This is a genomic window from Leifsonia sp. 10L418 (genome assembly GCF_056395445.1).
The window spans coordinates 138,680-154,317 of the sequence record NZ_JBFTJN010000001.1 but is presented as its reverse complement, the minus strand read 5'-3'; the positions used below and the strand labels follow the sequence as shown (position 1 = coordinate 154,317).

General features: G+C 61.2%; 15 protein-coding genes. 5 read left to right on the top strand and 10 right to left on the bottom strand.

From position 1 onward, the window contains the following. The first annotated feature begins 201 nt into the window (after nt 1–201). On the top strand, nt 202–831 hold the full coding sequence (locus tag AC1DCF_RS00695) for a hypothetical protein (RefSeq protein ID WP_477209336.1): 630 nt from the start codon (nt 202–204) through the stop codon (nt 829–831). A gap of 59 nt (nt 832–890) precedes the next feature. On the opposite strand, the gene AC1DCF_RS00690 is transcribed toward AC1DCF_RS00695, so the two are convergent. The 5 genes from AC1DCF_RS00690 to AC1DCF_RS00670 are packed head-to-tail and all read right to left on the bottom strand — an operon-like array spanning nt 891 to nt 7,282. Next, nucleotides 891–3,350: a bifunctional salicylyl-CoA 5-hydroxylase/oxidoreductase gene (locus tag AC1DCF_RS00690; protein WP_477209335.1), complete on the bottom strand. Its 2,460-nt coding sequence runs from the start codon at nt 3,348–3,350 to the stop codon at nt 891–893. Further along, complete coding sequence (locus tag AC1DCF_RS00685) at nt 3,347–5,050, bottom strand: AMP-binding protein (RefSeq protein WP_477209334.1); 1,704 nt, start codon at nt 5,048–5,050, stop codon at nt 3,347–3,349. The genes AC1DCF_RS00690 and AC1DCF_RS00685 overlap by 4 nt, the downstream gene beginning before the upstream one ends. Next, nucleotides 5,050–5,922, bottom strand: coding sequence for an acyl-CoA thioesterase (locus AC1DCF_RS00680; RefSeq protein ID WP_477209333.1), 873 nt, complete (start codon nt 5,920–5,922; stop codon nt 5,050–5,052). The genes AC1DCF_RS00685 and AC1DCF_RS00680 overlap by 1 nt, the downstream gene beginning before the upstream one ends. Continuing rightward, the gene (locus tag AC1DCF_RS00675; RefSeq protein ID WP_441790389.1) at nt 5,919–6,383 is read right to left on the bottom strand and encodes a cupin domain-containing protein; all 465 of its coding nucleotides are present in this window, start codon (nt 6,381–6,383) and stop codon (nt 5,919–5,921) included. The genes AC1DCF_RS00680 and AC1DCF_RS00675 overlap by 4 nt, the downstream gene beginning before the upstream one ends. Then, on the bottom strand, nt 6,380–7,282 hold the full coding sequence (locus tag AC1DCF_RS00670) for a fumarylacetoacetate hydrolase family protein (protein ID WP_477209332.1): 903 nt from the start codon (nt 7,280–7,282) through the stop codon (nt 6,380–6,382). The genes AC1DCF_RS00675 and AC1DCF_RS00670 overlap by 4 nt, the downstream gene beginning before the upstream one ends. A gap of 97 nt (nt 7,283–7,379) precedes the next feature. Between AC1DCF_RS00670 and AC1DCF_RS00665 the strand changes: the two genes are divergently transcribed. Beyond that, a complete protein-coding gene (locus AC1DCF_RS00665) occupies nt 7,380–7,781 on the top strand; it encodes a RidA family protein (RefSeq protein WP_441790391.1) in 402 nt (133 codons plus the stop codon). Between the two features lie 19 nt (nt 7,782–7,800). On the opposite strand, the gene AC1DCF_RS00660 is transcribed toward AC1DCF_RS00665, so the two are convergent. From AC1DCF_RS00660 to AC1DCF_RS00650, 3 genes are all read right to left on the bottom strand, one after another. Beyond that, nucleotides 7,801–8,679 carry a PaaX family transcriptional regulator gene (locus tag AC1DCF_RS00660; protein ID WP_477209331.1) on the bottom strand — a complete coding sequence of 293 codons (879 nt, stop codon included), beginning with the start codon at nt 8,677–8,679 and terminating at the stop codon, nt 7,801–7,803. A 139-nt stretch (nt 8,680–8,818) separates the two neighbouring features. Then, the gene (locus tag AC1DCF_RS00655; RefSeq protein ID WP_477209330.1) at nt 8,819–9,202 is read right to left on the bottom strand and encodes a RidA family protein; all 384 of its coding nucleotides are present in this window, start codon (nt 9,200–9,202) and stop codon (nt 8,819–8,821) included. 30 nt (nt 9,203–9,232) lie between these two features. Continuing rightward, the gene (locus AC1DCF_RS00650; RefSeq protein WP_477209329.1) at nt 9,233–10,342 is read right to left on the bottom strand and encodes an LLM class flavin-dependent oxidoreductase; all 1,110 of its coding nucleotides are present in this window, start codon (nt 10,340–10,342) and stop codon (nt 9,233–9,235) included. A gap of 822 nt (nt 10,343–11,164) precedes the next feature. Between AC1DCF_RS00650 and AC1DCF_RS00645 the strand changes: the two genes are divergently transcribed. From AC1DCF_RS00645 to AC1DCF_RS00635, 3 genes are all read left to right on the top strand, one after another. Continuing rightward, nucleotides 11,165–11,737, top strand: coding sequence for an NADPH-dependent FMN reductase (locus AC1DCF_RS00645; RefSeq protein ID WP_477209328.1), 573 nt, complete (start codon nt 11,165–11,167; stop codon nt 11,735–11,737). Further along, nucleotides 11,734–12,267, top strand: a complete 534-nt coding sequence (locus AC1DCF_RS00640; RefSeq protein ID WP_477209327.1) for a flavin reductase family protein — start codon at nt 11,734–11,736, stop codon at nt 12,265–12,267. The genes AC1DCF_RS00645 and AC1DCF_RS00640 overlap by 4 nt, the downstream gene beginning before the upstream one ends. Nucleotides 12,268–12,452: 185 nt before the next feature. Next, nucleotides 12,453–14,087: an ABC transporter substrate-binding protein gene (locus tag AC1DCF_RS00635; RefSeq protein WP_477209326.1), complete on the top strand. Its 1,635-nt coding sequence runs from the start codon at nt 12,453–12,455 to the stop codon at nt 14,085–14,087. Between the two features lie 98 nt (nt 14,088–14,185). Here the strand turns inward: AC1DCF_RS00635 and AC1DCF_RS00630 are convergent, their stop codons facing one another. Together AC1DCF_RS00630 and AC1DCF_RS00625 are read right to left on the bottom strand one after the other, a co-directional pair. Continuing rightward, nucleotides 14,186–15,046: an alpha/beta hydrolase gene (locus tag AC1DCF_RS00630; protein ID WP_477209325.1), complete on the bottom strand. Its 861-nt coding sequence runs from the start codon at nt 15,044–15,046 to the stop codon at nt 14,186–14,188. 302 nt (nt 15,047–15,348) lie between these two features. After that, nucleotides 15,349–15,522, bottom strand: a complete 174-nt coding sequence (locus AC1DCF_RS00625) for a CsbD family protein (RefSeq protein ID WP_441790393.1) — start codon at nt 15,520–15,522, stop codon at nt 15,349–15,351. Between the last annotated feature and the right edge of the window lie 116 nt (nt 15,523–15,638).

Sequence of the window (15,638 nt, the reverse complement as noted above, 5' to 3'; positions counted from 1 at the left end):
CACAGCGACGTCGTCCGCCGACAATCTACGCCTCAAGACACGGTGCTGCGTGCTTTCCAGGCGAGACGGCGACGACTCGATAGGATCGAAGCCAGCGCTGGGGAGTTTGGGGGCGACTCTCGAGCGACCCAGTGTGGCTGTCATCCGGCGGAGTCGGGTGCAGTTCATGAGAGGGATCTTCAGGGGGGAAGGGCGCATCGGTTGACCGATCGATTGACACCGCCGCACGGCGTCGCGTTCACGCTGTTCCGACCTCGGCGCAAGCTCTGGCGACATGCCTGGCTCGCCTGCATGATGTTCACCGTTCCCGTCTTCTTATCGCTCTACGTGATCGTCATGCCGACGGGGCGCTGGCTTCCTTTTGTTATCGCTCACGTCGTGCTTCTCCTGCTGTTCACCGGTGCGGCATATCGGTTGTGGGGCGCGGGAGTCACGCTTGCCGCTGACGGAATCAGGGAGCGCGAGTATTTCAGCCGGATGGTGTTCACCCCGGTTGAGGCAGTCGCATCCGTCGACGTGATGAGCGTGCGCAACTCCTACAGCGACGACGTCGTGGAGCACGTCTTCTTTCTCGATGCCGACGGGCGTACCCTTCTCCGGTTCCGGAGCCAGATGTGGGATCGTGCTGATTTGAGCGACATGATCAACTTCTACGCTGTGCCGATCCACCGAAACGAGACGCCACTGTCGTGGTCGCAATTGCGGCGCTCGCACGGCCGCAACCTCGATGTCTGGGAACGCCATCCGATCGTGACCAGCAGTGCGGTGACGTTGCTCCTTCTCATCGTCCTGGTTCCGCTTGTGATCGGCACCCTGGCGGTGATTCAGTGATCGGGATCGGCACAGCGCGCAGTGAAGTGTCGAGCGTCTTGGCAACTCCTTCACGACGTTCAGAGACGAGCCTGCGCTTCGACCGGTTCCGGGGCACCGACTGATTCCCGCGGAATTGTCGGGACAGCGACACTCGTCAGGTGCGCGTCAGCGCGCACAACGGGCGTCCAGCGCAAGTGCAAGTTGCTCGGCTCCGCGAGATCTTGCTTGAGCAGTGAGAGTCGAGGCCGCACGGCGTCGGTTCGGGCAGTCGGAGGTTTACGCGATCCCGCCGCGAACTGCTTGATCCAGGTGGCGCCCGGGCCACGATAGCCCTGGTCTGCCGCAGCATGGAGGGTCCAGTTGGCGTCCCAGAGGTGAGTGCGGCCGAGAGCCACGAGATCGGCGCGACCGGCTAGGAGGATCGAGTTGACGTCGTCGTAGGACGAGATGGCGCCGACAGCGATCACGGTGACTCCACTCTTGTTCGCGACGCGGTTGCGCAGGCGATCAGCGAAGGGCGTCTGGTAGCTGCGGCCGAATGCCGGTTTCTCCTCCTGTGCGATCTGCCCCGAGGACACATCGATTCCGTCTGCGCCATGCGCGATGAATGCCGCCGCAATTTCAACCGCATCGTCGTCGGTGTTGCCGCCGGCAATCCAGTCGTGGGCCGAAATGCGAACGAGCATCGGCTTGTCCGCCGGCCAGGCGGCGCGCACTGCATCGAACACTTCCAGCGGGTACCGCAGCCGGTTTTCCAAGGAACCGCCGTACTCATCGGCGCGCTGGTTCGAAATCGGGGAGAGGAACGAAGACAACAGATAGCCGTGGGCGGCATGCAACTCGACGAGGTCGAAACCTGCCGCGTCGGCACGCAGCGCGGCCGCAACGTGCTCGGCGCGAATCTGGTCCATTTCGGCCCTCGTGATGGCACGGGGAAGGTGGGATGCCTCTCCGTAGGCGATCGCCGAAGGCCCGACGGTTTCCCATCCGCCCTCGTCCAGCGGATCATCGAGGCCCTCCCACATGAGTTTGGTGGCGCCCTTGCGTCCGGAATGTCCGAGCTGCACACCGATCTTCGACGACGTGGTGCCGTGTACGAAGTCGGTGATGCGTCGCCAGCCCATCGTGTGGGCGTCATCGTAGAGGCCTGTGCACCCCGGCGTGATGCGCCCGTTTGCCGAAACGCACACCATTTCGGTCATGACGAGGCCGGCGCCACCCGCCGCTTTGCTGCCGAGGTGCATCAAGTGAAAGTCCCCGGGCTGGCCGTCGACTGCGGAGTACATGTCCATGGGGGAGACGACGATACGGTTCGGGAGCTCGAGCTGCCCGATCCGGTGCGGCTGGAACATCGCGGGTGCCTTCAGCTGACTGCCCGACCGCTCGGCGAAGTCCGTGGACACCAGCTCGGCGAACTCGGGATCGCGCAGGGCCAGATTCTCGAGGGTGATTCGGCGGCTGCGCGTGAGCAGATTGAAACTGAACTCGAGGGCGTCCTGATCGGCATACTGGCCGATGTTCTCGAACCACTCCAAGGATGCCTGTGCAGCGCGCTGGGTCGACGCGACCACGGGTCGCCGTTCGGCCTCATAGGCCGCGAGCGCTTCGTCGACGCTGGAATGCTCGTGCAGGCAGGCGGCAAGTGCGAGCGAATCTTCCATGGCCAGCTTGGTGCCGGAGCCGATCGAGAAATGCGCAGTGTGCGCAGCGTCACCGAGCAGCGCCAGATTACGATGGCGCCAGTTCTCATTGCGCACCGTCGTGAAGTTGATCCACTTCGAGTTATTCGCGAAGATCTCGTGCCCATCCAGCTCCTCGGCAAAGATCTCGGAAATGGCTGCGATTGACTCTTCATCGCTCACACCGGGCGGAAGCACGAGTGCTTCGTTCGCATCAAGTCCGGCCGAGCGCCAGACATCCTCGTGCATCTCGACGATGAAGGTGCTGCCGGTGTCTGAATAGGGGTAGCCGTGAATCTGCATCACCCCGTGCGGGGTCTTCTTGATCACGAAGGTGAAGGCCTCGAACACTCGATCGGTGCCGAGCCACATGAACTTCGACCGGCGCATGTCAAGTGAGGGACGAAAGCTTTCGGCATACCGGGCGCGGGTAGCCGAGTTGATCCCGTCGGAAGCAAGCACGAGATCGTAGTCGCGCATGAGCTCTTCGGTGTCGGGAGCCAGGGTCTTGTAGAGCACGGTCACGCCCAAGTCGGCGCAGCGCTCTTGCAGGAGCTGGAGGAGCTCCTTGCGGCTCATCGCCGCGAAACCCTGCCCACCGATGGTGTGCTTCTGGCCGTCGAAATCGATGTCGATATCGGTCCAGCGGGCGAATCGTTCACTCATCTGCTGCGCGATCACGGGGTCGGCATTGCCGATACCCCCCAGGGTCTCGTCGCTGAAGACGACACCGAAACCGAATGTGTCGTCGGCAGCATTGCGCTCCCACACCGTCACATCGTGGCCCGCATCGAGCTGTTTCATCAGGGCTGCGAAGTAGAGCCCGCCGGGTCCTCCGCCGATAATCGCGATTCTCACGTGAGTAGTCCTTCGTGCTCGTTTGTCGTTGAGTGGATGGCCAGGAGCTCAGCAGCGGCTTCCGCCGCGGCGCGCTCGCGCAACCGAAAATGTTGAAGCTTGCCGCTCGGATTGCGGGGGAGCGAATCGACGAAATCCACACGCCGGGGGCATTTGTAGATGGCCAGATTCTCTTTGACGAGTGCCTTGATCGACTCCGCCAATGCGTCGTCGGTGGTGACACCGTCTTTCGCTACGACATACGCCGCAATGATGATGCCCTTCTCAGCGTCGGGACGTCCGATCACCGCGCACTCCAAGACATCCGGATGCTGGTCGATGACTGCCTCCACTTCGGGAGCGCCCACGTTGTATCCGGCGGCGACGATCATGCTGTCCGAGCGAGCCTGAAAAGTGAAATAGCCGTCGTCATCGCGCTGGTAGGTGTCGCCGGTGACATTCCACCCGTTGACCACATAGTTGGACTGGCGATCGTCGTCGAGGTAGCGGCATCCGGTCGGGCCAATAATTGCGAGGCGACCCGGCTGATTCGCCGGCAGTTCCGTGCCGTCGTCTCCGAGAATGGTCGCCCGGTATCCGGGCACGGCGCGTCCGGTTGCACCGGGGCGAATCTCGCCGTTGGCGGCAGAGATGAACACGTGCAACATCTCGGTGGCACCGATTCCATCGACGAGGCGGAGACCGGTGGATTGCTCGACCGCCTCGAATGTCTCGCGGGGCAGATGTTCACCGGCCGACACCGCGACACGCAGTCCGCGCAAGTGCTCCGCTTTGTCGGCCTTCAGAATGGCGCGATAGGCGGTGGGTGCGGTGTACAGCACGGTCACGCCGTGCGTCGAGACGAACTCGGCGAGCTCCACGGGTGTGGCGCGTTCCGTCAACAAAGTGGATGCACCGTAGCGCAGCGGAAACACCACTAACCCACCGAGACCGAAGGTGAAAGCGAGCGGCGGGCTGCCCGCACACACATCGTCAGCAGCGATCTCAAGAATGTGTCGGGCGAACGTGTCAGCGTTCGCCAGGATGTCGCGGTGAAAATGCATGGTGACCTTGGGCACGCCCGTTGTTCCTGATGTGGGACCGAGGAGCGCAACATCGTCGGCGGCCGTTTTCACGGCCTCGAACAACCCGCTTTTCGCCTCGCATGCCGCGATGAGCTGGTCGCGCTCACCCCCGACAATCACGATGTCAGCGTCAGTGATGGCGGCTTGTTCGAGGTCGTCGAGAAAACGATGGTCGGTGAGGATGACGGTGGGTGCTGTTTTGCCGACAATCGCCCGGATCTCGTCTTTGCGCCAGGCCGTCATCGTGGTGACCACCACGGCACCCGCCTTCAGGACTCCGAGCCAACTTGCGACTGCCCACGGTGAGTTCGGAAATCGCAGCATCACCCGATTTCCGGGAACAACAGCGAAGTCTTCCGTCAGAACCTGCGCGATTTGGTTGGAACGACGCTGCAGATCTCCGTATGTCCAGGTCTCACCGGCCGGAGTCGACAACGCGATGCGATCGGAGCCGAATCGAGCGACACCGGCGTCGATCAATTCTTCCGCGGCGTTCAGCCGATCCTTGTACTGCAGCTCGGGAAGGGTGAATTCGAAGGTAGGCCACGTGTCACGGGGTGGAAGGCGGTCGCGGGTGAAGCTGTCGACGTGGGCGGAGGGCGAGAGGCCCAGGGGAGCGGCGTTTTCGATGTTCATCAGTGTTTCCCCTCTGTTTGTCGGATCATGCCTTCTTGGGCAACGGTGGCAACCAGGTGTCCGGCGCGGTCGAAGAACCGGCCGATCCCGAGGCCTCGACCGTTCTGAAGCGAGCCGAGTTCCTGTACATAGAGCAACCACTCGTCGGCACGCGCCTCGCGGTGAAACCACATGGAGTGATCGAGGCTGGCGGTGACGAGGCCCGGCTCTGCCCAACCGATTCCCTGCACGCGCAACATCGGTTCGAGGATGGTGTAGTCGCAGACATAGGCGATGGCCGCGCGATGAAGCGCCGGGTCGTCGTCCAGGCGGTCGAATGCCTTCACCCAGACGGCTTGGTACGGAGTGTGCTCGCCGTCGACCGTGAGGTAGACCGGCCCATCCACGTGCCGGTGGTCGAAGCTTCGCCCGGTGGACCAGTAGTCAGCGGCTGCGCTCTCGACCCCGACCAGGTGTTCTGCGGAACTGGGAAGGTCGTCAGGAGCAGTAACCGACGGCATCGTCGGCTGATACTCGCCACTTGTCTCCTGGACGTGAAATGACGCGATGCAGAGATACACGCCCTTTCCGTTCTGCATTCCACGCACATGCCGGGTGGAGTATCCGCGGCCATCTCTGACTACTTCGACTTCATACCGAACTTCAGCATCGATGTCGACCGGACGCAGAAAATAGCTGTGCATTGAGTGCACTGAACGATCGTCGCTGACCGTTGCCATGGCGGCCGAGGCTGCCTGCGCGACCATGTCCCCGCCGTACGCCTTGGGCCACGGCACATACTGGCTCGTCGCGATGAACGCTCGGTCGTACAGCTCGGCGGGCACTTCACGCAGCGTCACCGCGGCGAGGAAGGTGCCGGAGGTCGCCGTCATGCGCGGCGGAAGCCCACGAGAACGGAGTCGTCGACCTCGTCGAGATTGACCACGATGTTGTCCGGGGTGCGTGTCGTGAGCCACACGAGCTCCTCCGTGACGGACATGTTGCACTCCACGTGCGGCATGAATGGTGGAACGAAAACCCAGTCACCCGCTTTCATGTCGAGATATTCGGAATAATTGTCGCCGAAGTAGATGCGTGCGATTCCGCGCAGCACGTAGCCGCCGGTCTCGGCTTCACCGTGGTGGTGCGGCAGTGAGCGGTACCCTGGCTCGTTTGACACTTGCCCGAACCAGATTTTGGTTGCCTCGGTGTGCTGCGGGCCGACCCCGGAAACGCGTACGCATCCGCCGGATGACATCGTGTGTGTGTCTTCCTCGCCGCTGCGGGTGACCTGCGGCACGCGGTCCCAACGCAGTGTTTCGTCGGGGGTCGTCAGTAGTTCCTCGGTGCTCATTTCTGTGTTCCCTTCTCAAAGGTGTGTGATGGTGACATCGACGCGGGGTCGAAACGAATGGTGTTGCGGAGCGAGCCGATGCCCTCGATTGAGGTCGTGACGACATCACCGTCGCTGAGGAAAAGTTGAGGGTTCATGCCGAGGCCGACTCCGCCCGGGGTTCCGCTCAGGATCACGTCCCCGGGGGACAGCGCGGTGAACTGGGAAACATAGGAGAGCAGCCGTGCGGCATCGAAGACGAGTTCGCGGGTGTTGCCGCTCTGCATGAGTCGCTCGTTCACGTGGCAGCTCACATCAAGTCCCTGAATCGGGTCAAGGGAATCGGCCGTCACGATGACGGGGCCGAGGGGAGTCGTGCCGTCGAACGCCTTGCCCTGAAACCACTGCAGAGTGCGGCTCTGCCAGTCGCGCATCGAAATGTCGTTGGCGACCGTGTAGCCGAGGATGCCGCTGTACGCTTCGTCGATGTCGGCGCGATGCAGGCGCCGGCCGACGACGACGGCAAGCTCGGCCTCCCAGTCCACGCGAGTGCTGGAATGTACGGTGATGGTGGATTCTGGCCCCGTCAACGTGTCCGCGAACTTGGCGAAGAGCGTGGGGAACTCCGGAACGTCTCGCCCGGTCTCGACAATGTGATCGCGATAGTTGAGGCCGCAGCAAATGATTTTTGACGGCCGAGGCAACGGGTTCAAAAAGGTCAGGTCGGCTTCGTCATACCGCTCGTGCGCCCCGGCGGAGGCGAGACGGCGAGCCACGCATTCCCGCCAGCCTTCAGCGGAGACGAGGGCGGAAACATCCATTTCATCGAGCAGAACCCATTGGCCATCTCCGCGTACGGCGGCATGGCTGAGTTGGGTCGACTGCATACCCACGGGTGGGGCAATGGTGGCCAGGAGCATCGTTGCAACCTCATTCTGAATATGTCGCATATTTTGCGACCGTCAGGTAGTGTCAATATAACACGGTCCCACCCACCTTGAGAAGAAGCGAATTCACATGGCACACGAGATCATCAACCCGACAACCCTGTCCAAGCCGCGTGGGTTCGCCCACGGCGTTCTCGCCGACAATGTCGTCTACCTGGGCGGCCAGACCGCCATGGACAAAGACGGCGCCATTGTTGACGGTGGCATCATTGAGCAATTTGTCTGCGCTTTTGGAAACGTGCTCGCGACGCTTGCCGCAGCGGGCGGGCGGCCGGACAACCTCGTCACGGTCACGATCTATCTCACCGACGTCGACGACTATCAGGCGAACGGCCGGGAAATCGGGCGACTCTGGCGCGAGATGGCCGGCACCGAGTATCCCGCGATGGCCGGAATCGGCGTTACACGTCTCTGGCAGCCAGAGGCATTGATCGAGATTCAGGGAATCGCCGTACTCGACGCACCCCGCTAGGGACTGTTTCCCGCTCAGCCTATTTCGCTGGAATCGCGTGAAGGATTCCGTCGGCATGGTGCCGGGCCGCTGCGCCGAGGCGTGTGTGCAGCCGAAGGAACAGCGCCTCTGCAGTCAGCCCGCTCCAGTCTTCCGGAAGGTACTCCGCCGGAAGTCCGGGATCGAGGTAGGGCAACCGGCGCCATGCCGTCACCAACTCGATGTAGTCGACGAACGCGGAATACTCTGCATCCGCGTCCGGCGTCACGTCTGTCACCGCCGCCTGCTCGTCGTGAGCGGGCCAGCGCTCGCTCATCTCGGCAAATCGCAGCAGGAAATCACGATAGAGCGCGTCGAGCTCCGTGAGATTCCACCACCGGGCGACGGTCGTTCGATTGTGCTCCGAGGTGAGATGAGTGGCGCGAAACAGCTCGACGTAGTCGATCAGCTCGGCCCGGGCGAGGGTGCGAGAGAGTTCGTCAGCGATCGTGTCCGGTGCGATCCACAAGCCAGGGGACACCTGACCGCAGCCCAGCCGGGTGAGAATGCTTCGGATGCGATGGCGCAAGTGGCGTTCGCTCTCCGGCACCGAGAACGACGCGAGAATCCACGGGTCGCCGGCCTGGGCTCTCTTCGGTGCGAAGATGCGCTCGTCGCCGGCACGAAAAACTTCGTCGAGCCGCGGTGAGAGCCGGTAGGCGGCCGACTGCCCCTTCTTGACGCTGTCCAGCACCCCCCGGCGCTTGAGACGTGACACCGACGACCGCACTCCGGCTGCTTCGACACCCAATTCGGACAGGAGCCGAATGAGCTCGGAGACCGCGAGGGCGCCGTCGTCGTTTCGGGCGTAGAGCCCGAAAATAGTGATGATCAGGTGCTGGATACGGTGAGCGTTGGTCGCTTCCTTGACCATCGTCATGAGATCAGCTTAGCGGCCGGGCGTCAACTCGACCCCCAGACGCAAGTCGGCACGCGAGAGAAAGCCGGCACGTTTCGTGCCGGCGTTCTCCGTGGATGCGCGACTCGACTGTTAGAGACCAGCGACCGAGAAGCGCTCTCTAGTCCAGAACCGCGATGCCATCAATCTCGATGACGTAGTCGGCGTCAAAGAGCGAGACGACCTGCACGCCGGTACTCGTCGGCTTGTGATCGCCGAAGAACCGGCGTCGCACCTCGAAGTACGCCGCGCTGGTTTCTGCATCCAGCGGGATGCTGAAGTAGGTGGTCAGCTTGACGATGTTCTTCAGGGTCGCACCTTCGGTCGCGAGAAGCTCGGTCAAGTTCTCGAAGATCTTTTCCGCCTGTCGAACGGGGTCGCCGGGTGCGTGCGCATCGCCGTTCGGGAGACTGGCGACCTGACCGGCAATGTAGATGGTGTTCCCGGCCCGGATCAATTCCGCAATAGGGAATTGAACTTCTTCGATGGATTCTGCAGTGCTCATTGTGTCCCTTTCTGGGCGATTCAGTCGTGGCTAGCGTGAAGACGCGAGAACTTCGGCGCCCACTCCACAGCTCACTCCGTATGCTTCCAAGCGCGGGAAGAGCTTGGTGGCGACGGCATTCAGATCCTTGATGTAGTCGGGAACGATGATGAGCATTCCGTCGAGTTCCGCCTCAAGCACGGTGTGTGCAATGCGACGCGCCAGCGTCTCGAACGATCCGATCATGGCCGCGCCGGAGACGGCGTCGACTTCATCGTCGCTGACGACGTTCGAGCCCTTTCCGATGTCCTTGGCGCTCTTGTTCATCGAATAGCCGGCCTTGACGTCGTCCAGGGCGACGGTGTCCACACCCGCGTTGAAGTGGTCAACCATCGCTTGAGCTGCTTCATCGGTCTCGGCGGGATAGAGCTCAAAGAGGCCGAACGTTCGCAGCTCCGGCTTGTTCAGTTTGCGCGCAAGCTCTTTGGCTCCGCGCGCGTCTGAGATGGCGCTCGGGTCGTCACTCACGGAGACGAACGCGATATCGCAGTTTTCGGCGGCAAACGTCAAACCCCGAGTCGACGACCCGGCGTTGACGAGCGTGGGGCGCACGGAGGGCTTCGGACCCATCGTGGCTTCCTTCGTTTCAAAGAACTCGCCCGTGTGCGTGACTGTCGCTTCGCTCCACAGTCGCTTCACGAGGCCAATCCACTCGTCACCCAACCGGTAGCGATCGCCGTGGGAGAGATCGTCGTTCCAAAGTCCGATGTGGTCGAGGTCGAGCAGGCTTGCGCCCGTCACGAGGTTGAGTCCCACACGGCCCGGGCCGATCTGGTCAAGCGTCGTCACCATTTTGGCGATGATCGCCGGCGGGAACACTGTCATATGTGCGGTCGCCATGACCGTGATGGTGTTCGTGGCCTGGAGCAAAGCCGCTGACGTCGTCAGCGATTCGAGCGACACCATCCAGTGTTCGGACGGCCCCTTGCGGCCTCGCCAGATTGACGGGCTGAGTACGAAATCGAAGCCCAGATTCTCTGCATTCTGCGTGACTTCGAGAACGTGCTCAAACGTGCCAGGAGTGTACGGGGTGTTCACGGAGTGAATCCAGCCGTTCTTGCCGACCGGGAGGAAAACGCCAACTTCGATGTTCTTGTTCATTTCGCTTCTTTCGTAGGTGTGTGGAAACACTGAGACCTGGTCGGAATCCAGTGCTCCGTCGAGGCCCAGTGGGCCCCAAGGATGCGGAACGGCACCCGGACACGTTGGATGCGAATGCTTCGGCCGTTCTCGCGAACTGTGCCCGCTAAGGTGCCGTGACTCCGGCTTCCTGCGGACGGCACGTGTCGTGTTGGTCGAGAATTCGATCACAACTCGAAACAGTGCAGGAGAAGCTCACCTACGCAGAAGGTCGTCGCTGACCCTGTATCCGCGTGGCTGCTCTCGACCGACGCCCCCAATCCATAATCATTTCCGATGAATGAGGAGACTCGAGGTAAACCGACATAGGCAACAAACGAGAGTTCAAGCGCAGTCGTCACCGACATGTCTCCCTGAACCACCGAGATTTTGTGCATCGGTGGGCTCGCAATGGCTTACATTGCGCGACCGGTCATTGGCATCGAAAATCGCTTGAATAACGATGCCGATCAGAGCCGGTGTCAGAAATGTAGCATAGGAGCGCTGGCGGTCAAGGCGAGCTCGCGTTGTTTCCCTGGCCACTCTCTTTTTGTTTCACTTGGCTCTTGACCGCAAAAATTTTCCTGCTATAGAGTTGCGTTCATCGATGTGACGTTCGCAGTTCAGACACTGCGTTGACGCCATCCTTACTCGCAATGTAAGCCGTTGCGGGAACATCGGGTCACAAAATCTCGGTGGTATCAGGAGACGCGCAGAATACGTGCGCAGGGTTCCGGTTTGCCGCCGACTGCGCCTGTGTACTGTGCCGTCTCACTTCCTCCAATCAGAGATAGTGAGAAAAGAATGCTCAAGATATCCGTCGTGGTTGGCAATCCGAAGCCACAATCACGCACCCTCAAGGTCGCGCAGACTCTCGCAGAGACCTTCTTTGACTCTGTCGAGCACACACTCAACGTGATCGACCTGGCTGAGTACGCCGAAGAGATGTTCCGTTGGCCGAACGAGAACCTCTCCGCACTGAACGCGCAGGTCGCGGGAAGCGACGTGGTGGTGCTCGCCTCGCCCACCTACAAAGCCACCTACACCGGGCTGCTGAAGGCATTCCTGGATCGCTATCCCGCGAACGGACTGGCCGGCGTTGTCGCCATCCCGGTTCTCACCGGCGCCGATCTGTCGCACTCGCTCGGGACGTTTACGTTCGCGCCTGTGCTCGCCGAACTCGGCGCGCTGGTTCCCGGACGCGGGTTCTACTTCGTCACGTCGGACATGGATCGACTTGAAGAGCGTGTTCAGCAAGCCGTCGGTGAATACGCCGCAAATCTCGCGCGTCTCGCACGAGTCGGTTCCTTCTTGCCCGCTGTGAACGACGACGCAGTCGATGTGGCCGGCCTTGCCCTCTCGGGCGGTGCGAAATGAGCACCGTGCATGCAGTCACGAGCGTCACCGTTGGGACGCCAATTGACCAGAGAGTCTTTCGCGAGACTCTGGGCCACTATGCCTCCGGGATCACGGTCATCAGCGGCACTGTCGGCGAAGAGCCATTCGGGTTCACCTGCCAATCCTTCTACAGCGTGTCGGTCGAACCGCCTCTGGTCTCTTTCAGCGTGATGGTGACGTCGACGACCTACCCCAAGATCCGGGAGTCGGGCAGATTTGCCGTCAATGTGCTCTCGGACTCGCAGCAACACATTTCGGACCAGTTCGCGCGCAAAGGCACTGACAAATGGGCCGGCGTCGAGTGGAGTTCCAGTCGGCGGAACAACCCGATCATCGCGGGAACACAGATGTGGGTTGACTGCGATATTGAATCGGAATACATGGCCGGAGATCACTACATCGTTGTTGGTCGTGTCAACGAAGTGAGCGACCAGGAGTGGCACAGCAAGACTCCTCTGGTCTTCTTCCGGGGCAAGTACCGCGAGCTGAAAGATCTTTCCGGAGCCTGATCAGTTCGATCAGGGGAGTGACGAGCGGGCGATTGACCCGCTCGTCACGCCCCACAATCGCTCCTGCCCTCAGCACGACACAAGGGCGGGATCCCATTCCACGCGCCCGATCGACAGCAGCGTGACTGAGACGGATGGTGGGCTCATCCACACCATGCAGTTCCCTTGAATGATGGAGTGCACCAATGAAGAAATTGAGATTCGGAATCGGAATCGCTGTTGTCAGCGCCCTGGCGCTCACTGCGTGCACCGGCACAGGCGCCGGTACGGGCGATTCCCAAACAGCCAAACCTAGCTACAAGATCACGGCAACGACGCCGGCGGCGACACAAGAGCTGGACAAAGTGACCTGGTCAACCTACGCCGAGCCATCCAGCCTGGACTACGCCTACGCCTTTGACTACGCATCAAACCAGATCCTGTCCAACGTCTGCGAATCGCTCTTGCGGCTCAACTCCGATCTGACGATTTCACCCGGGTTGGCCTCTGTATTTGAGAACAGAACACCGACCACCTGGGTCTATACGATCCGCGAGGGTGTGAAGTTTCATGACGGCACGACACTGACCGCCGACGACGTGGTGGCTTCCTTGAGTCGCCACCTCGACCCGGCTGTCGGATCGTACTGGTCTGCGTCTTTCGCGAATGTGGAATCCATCACGAAGACGGGAGAGCACGAAGTCACCGTGACGACGCGAACCCCCGACTCGCAGGTGAATCTCGCGTTGTCCGGCGCACCTGGCGTCGTCGAATCTGCAGCTACGCTCTCCTCGGTGGGCGCCGACTATGGCAATTCAACGGGCGGGGTGAATTGCACGGGTCCGTTTGCGCTCGACAAATGGAAGAGTGGCGAGAGCCTCGTTCTCGCGCGGTTCGATGACTACTGGGACCAGGATCTGAAAGCCAAGTCGAAAGAAATTGACTTCCTCTTCATGGAAGACCCCAACACGCGGATGAACGCCTTCAAGTCCGGGGAAGTCGACGGCGGCTGGCTGATTCCGAGCAACGCAATTGCAGACCTGAACGCGTCGGGCGCCGGTCAGGTGTACTTCGGGCTCAACACTGTGGTGAACTCCATGGTCGTATCGAACCCCGAAGGCCCCCTTGGCAAGCCCGAGGTGCGCAAAGCGCTGCTTCAGGCAATCGACCGCGACAAGTTGGTTCAGGCAGCGGAGAGTGGATACGGCTCAAAGACCAACTCATTGACGCCGCAATCCGTCTGGCCGCAGGATGATGCGTCGGTGATGGCTTCAGCATTCACGGACCTCGTCGACTATCCATATGACGTTGAGGCGGCGACCCAGGCGGTCAAGGACGCCGGAGTCGCCGGCGACGAGATCACGATCACAACCACACCCATGGGTAACGCTCACAGCGTGGTTGCGCAGGCCGTCGCGGCCGCTGCGGAGTCGATCGGACTCACGGCGACAATCAAGACGATGACGCCGGACACTTACACCACGTTGTTCTCCGACCCGGAGGCTCGAAAGGGAACCGACCTGTTCTTCAACATCTGGTACCTCTCGACTCCCGACCCGGTCGAGATGCTCTCGGTTCTCCGCACCGACGAGTTCAGCAACTATGGTTCGTGGAGCGATCCGAAGTATGACGACATCGTCAACCAGGCCATCGGCACGATGGACGCGAGTGAGCGTTCAATGGTGGCCGTCGGAGCGCAGCAGATTCTCAATGAGCAGGTTCCGTGGCTGCCGCTCTACGAGACGCCGAACCTGCTCTGGATGAACGAGAGAATCACCGGGCCCTCGCCCTCAGTGAACTTCTTGTACTACCCATGGGCTGCTCTCATCGGTGGGAAGTAGCCCACTGACTGAGTTCAGGACCAGCACACCTCACGAGCGTCGCCCCTCTCCGGAAGAAGGAGAGGGGCGACGTTTCATGTGTGCGTTTCGGGACGTTGCTACGAGCTTTCCCCGCGGATCATCTGCAGAAGGCGCAGCACAACATCTGATTCAGGATCGGCCAGGTCGAGGAAGACATCGAAGTGATTGCGGCCCGGAACCATGACGAACTGGCTGGGTGAATGCGCAGACCACGCAGCGTGAAAGGCATTGCCTTGGTCGTGGAATCCGGAACTGTCGTGTTCGGCCACGACGACGATGGCGCTCCGAGCGCTTGATGCAGAGGATGCGCCGAACTGAGGGCTGAGTTTCGTGGCGGCCGCCCCATCGAGCATGAGCCACTCATTGACAAAGGAGTCCACGAGCGGGCGCAAATCGAAGAGTCCGCTGAAAAGCAGCATTCCCTTGATGGTGTCTGCCGGCACGCCGAACTCCGCTTGCCAACCGTCGACTCCCACCATCGCGGCGAGGTGGCCTCCCGCTGAGCTGCCCAATACGAAGATGCGCCGCGGGTCGAGGCCGTGGTCAGTGCCATTGTGCGAGATCCACGCCACTGCCGTGCGAATCTGGCGAACAATCTCGTCGAGTGTGACGGCGGGGGCAAGGCTGTAGTCGACGGCCACCGTGGCCACTCCAGCGTTTGCGAGCGTCTCCGCCATGAACGCGGTGTCGTGCCGGGAAAGAAGGCGCCAGTATCCGCCGTGGATGGCAAGGACGACGGGACGAAGTTCATCGGGGGAGACCCCCCACACGTCGAGCTTCTCCTCGCTTTTTGCGTCGTAGAGGATGCCTGGATGGCCCTGCACGCGCGCTATTGATTGAAGCGATTCCGAGCGATATTCAGACATCAATCGGTCGAACGCCTCGGGTGAGACTGTCGCCCGTGCGTTGTACGCGACATCAATGTCGGGATTGCTCATGCCCAGCCCTTCGCCGCCGGCCAACGCGCGAACGTGTCCGGTGATTCAACACTCACGTGATTGCCGAGCAGACTGTCGACGGCATCGTCGGAGTCGAAGGCACTGTGAGGATTGAACGGAAAAATGATGTGGACTCTCCCCCTGCGTCAGGAGCACGAGCCACCTGTCGATTATGCCATGTCCGCCCGTCTCAGTGCGGGAGAAATGGCAGGTCACGGCAGGTTCAGAATCGAGGGTCGTTAGCGGTCGTCGCCGGACGATGGCGCCGTCACTCGCTCGCGCCATCGTCCGGCGATCTCACGCTATTCCTTGAACGCGTCCTTGACCTTTTCGCCGGCTTGCTTGAGGTCGGCTTCGACCTGATCGGCCTTGCCCTCGGCTTCGAGATCTTCGTTCTTCGTGACCTTGCCGGCAGTCTCTTTCACCTTGCCGGTCGCATCCTGGGCTGCGTTCTTGATTTTGTCTGAGCCACTCATGATCGTCTCCCTCTCGAATGTGAATCACTCAATTCGGTCGTGTATTCGACCTCCGAAAAACCTAAATCCGACCACAGATCTTCGAAAGGGATTGACAATTCCATTCGAAGGATCAC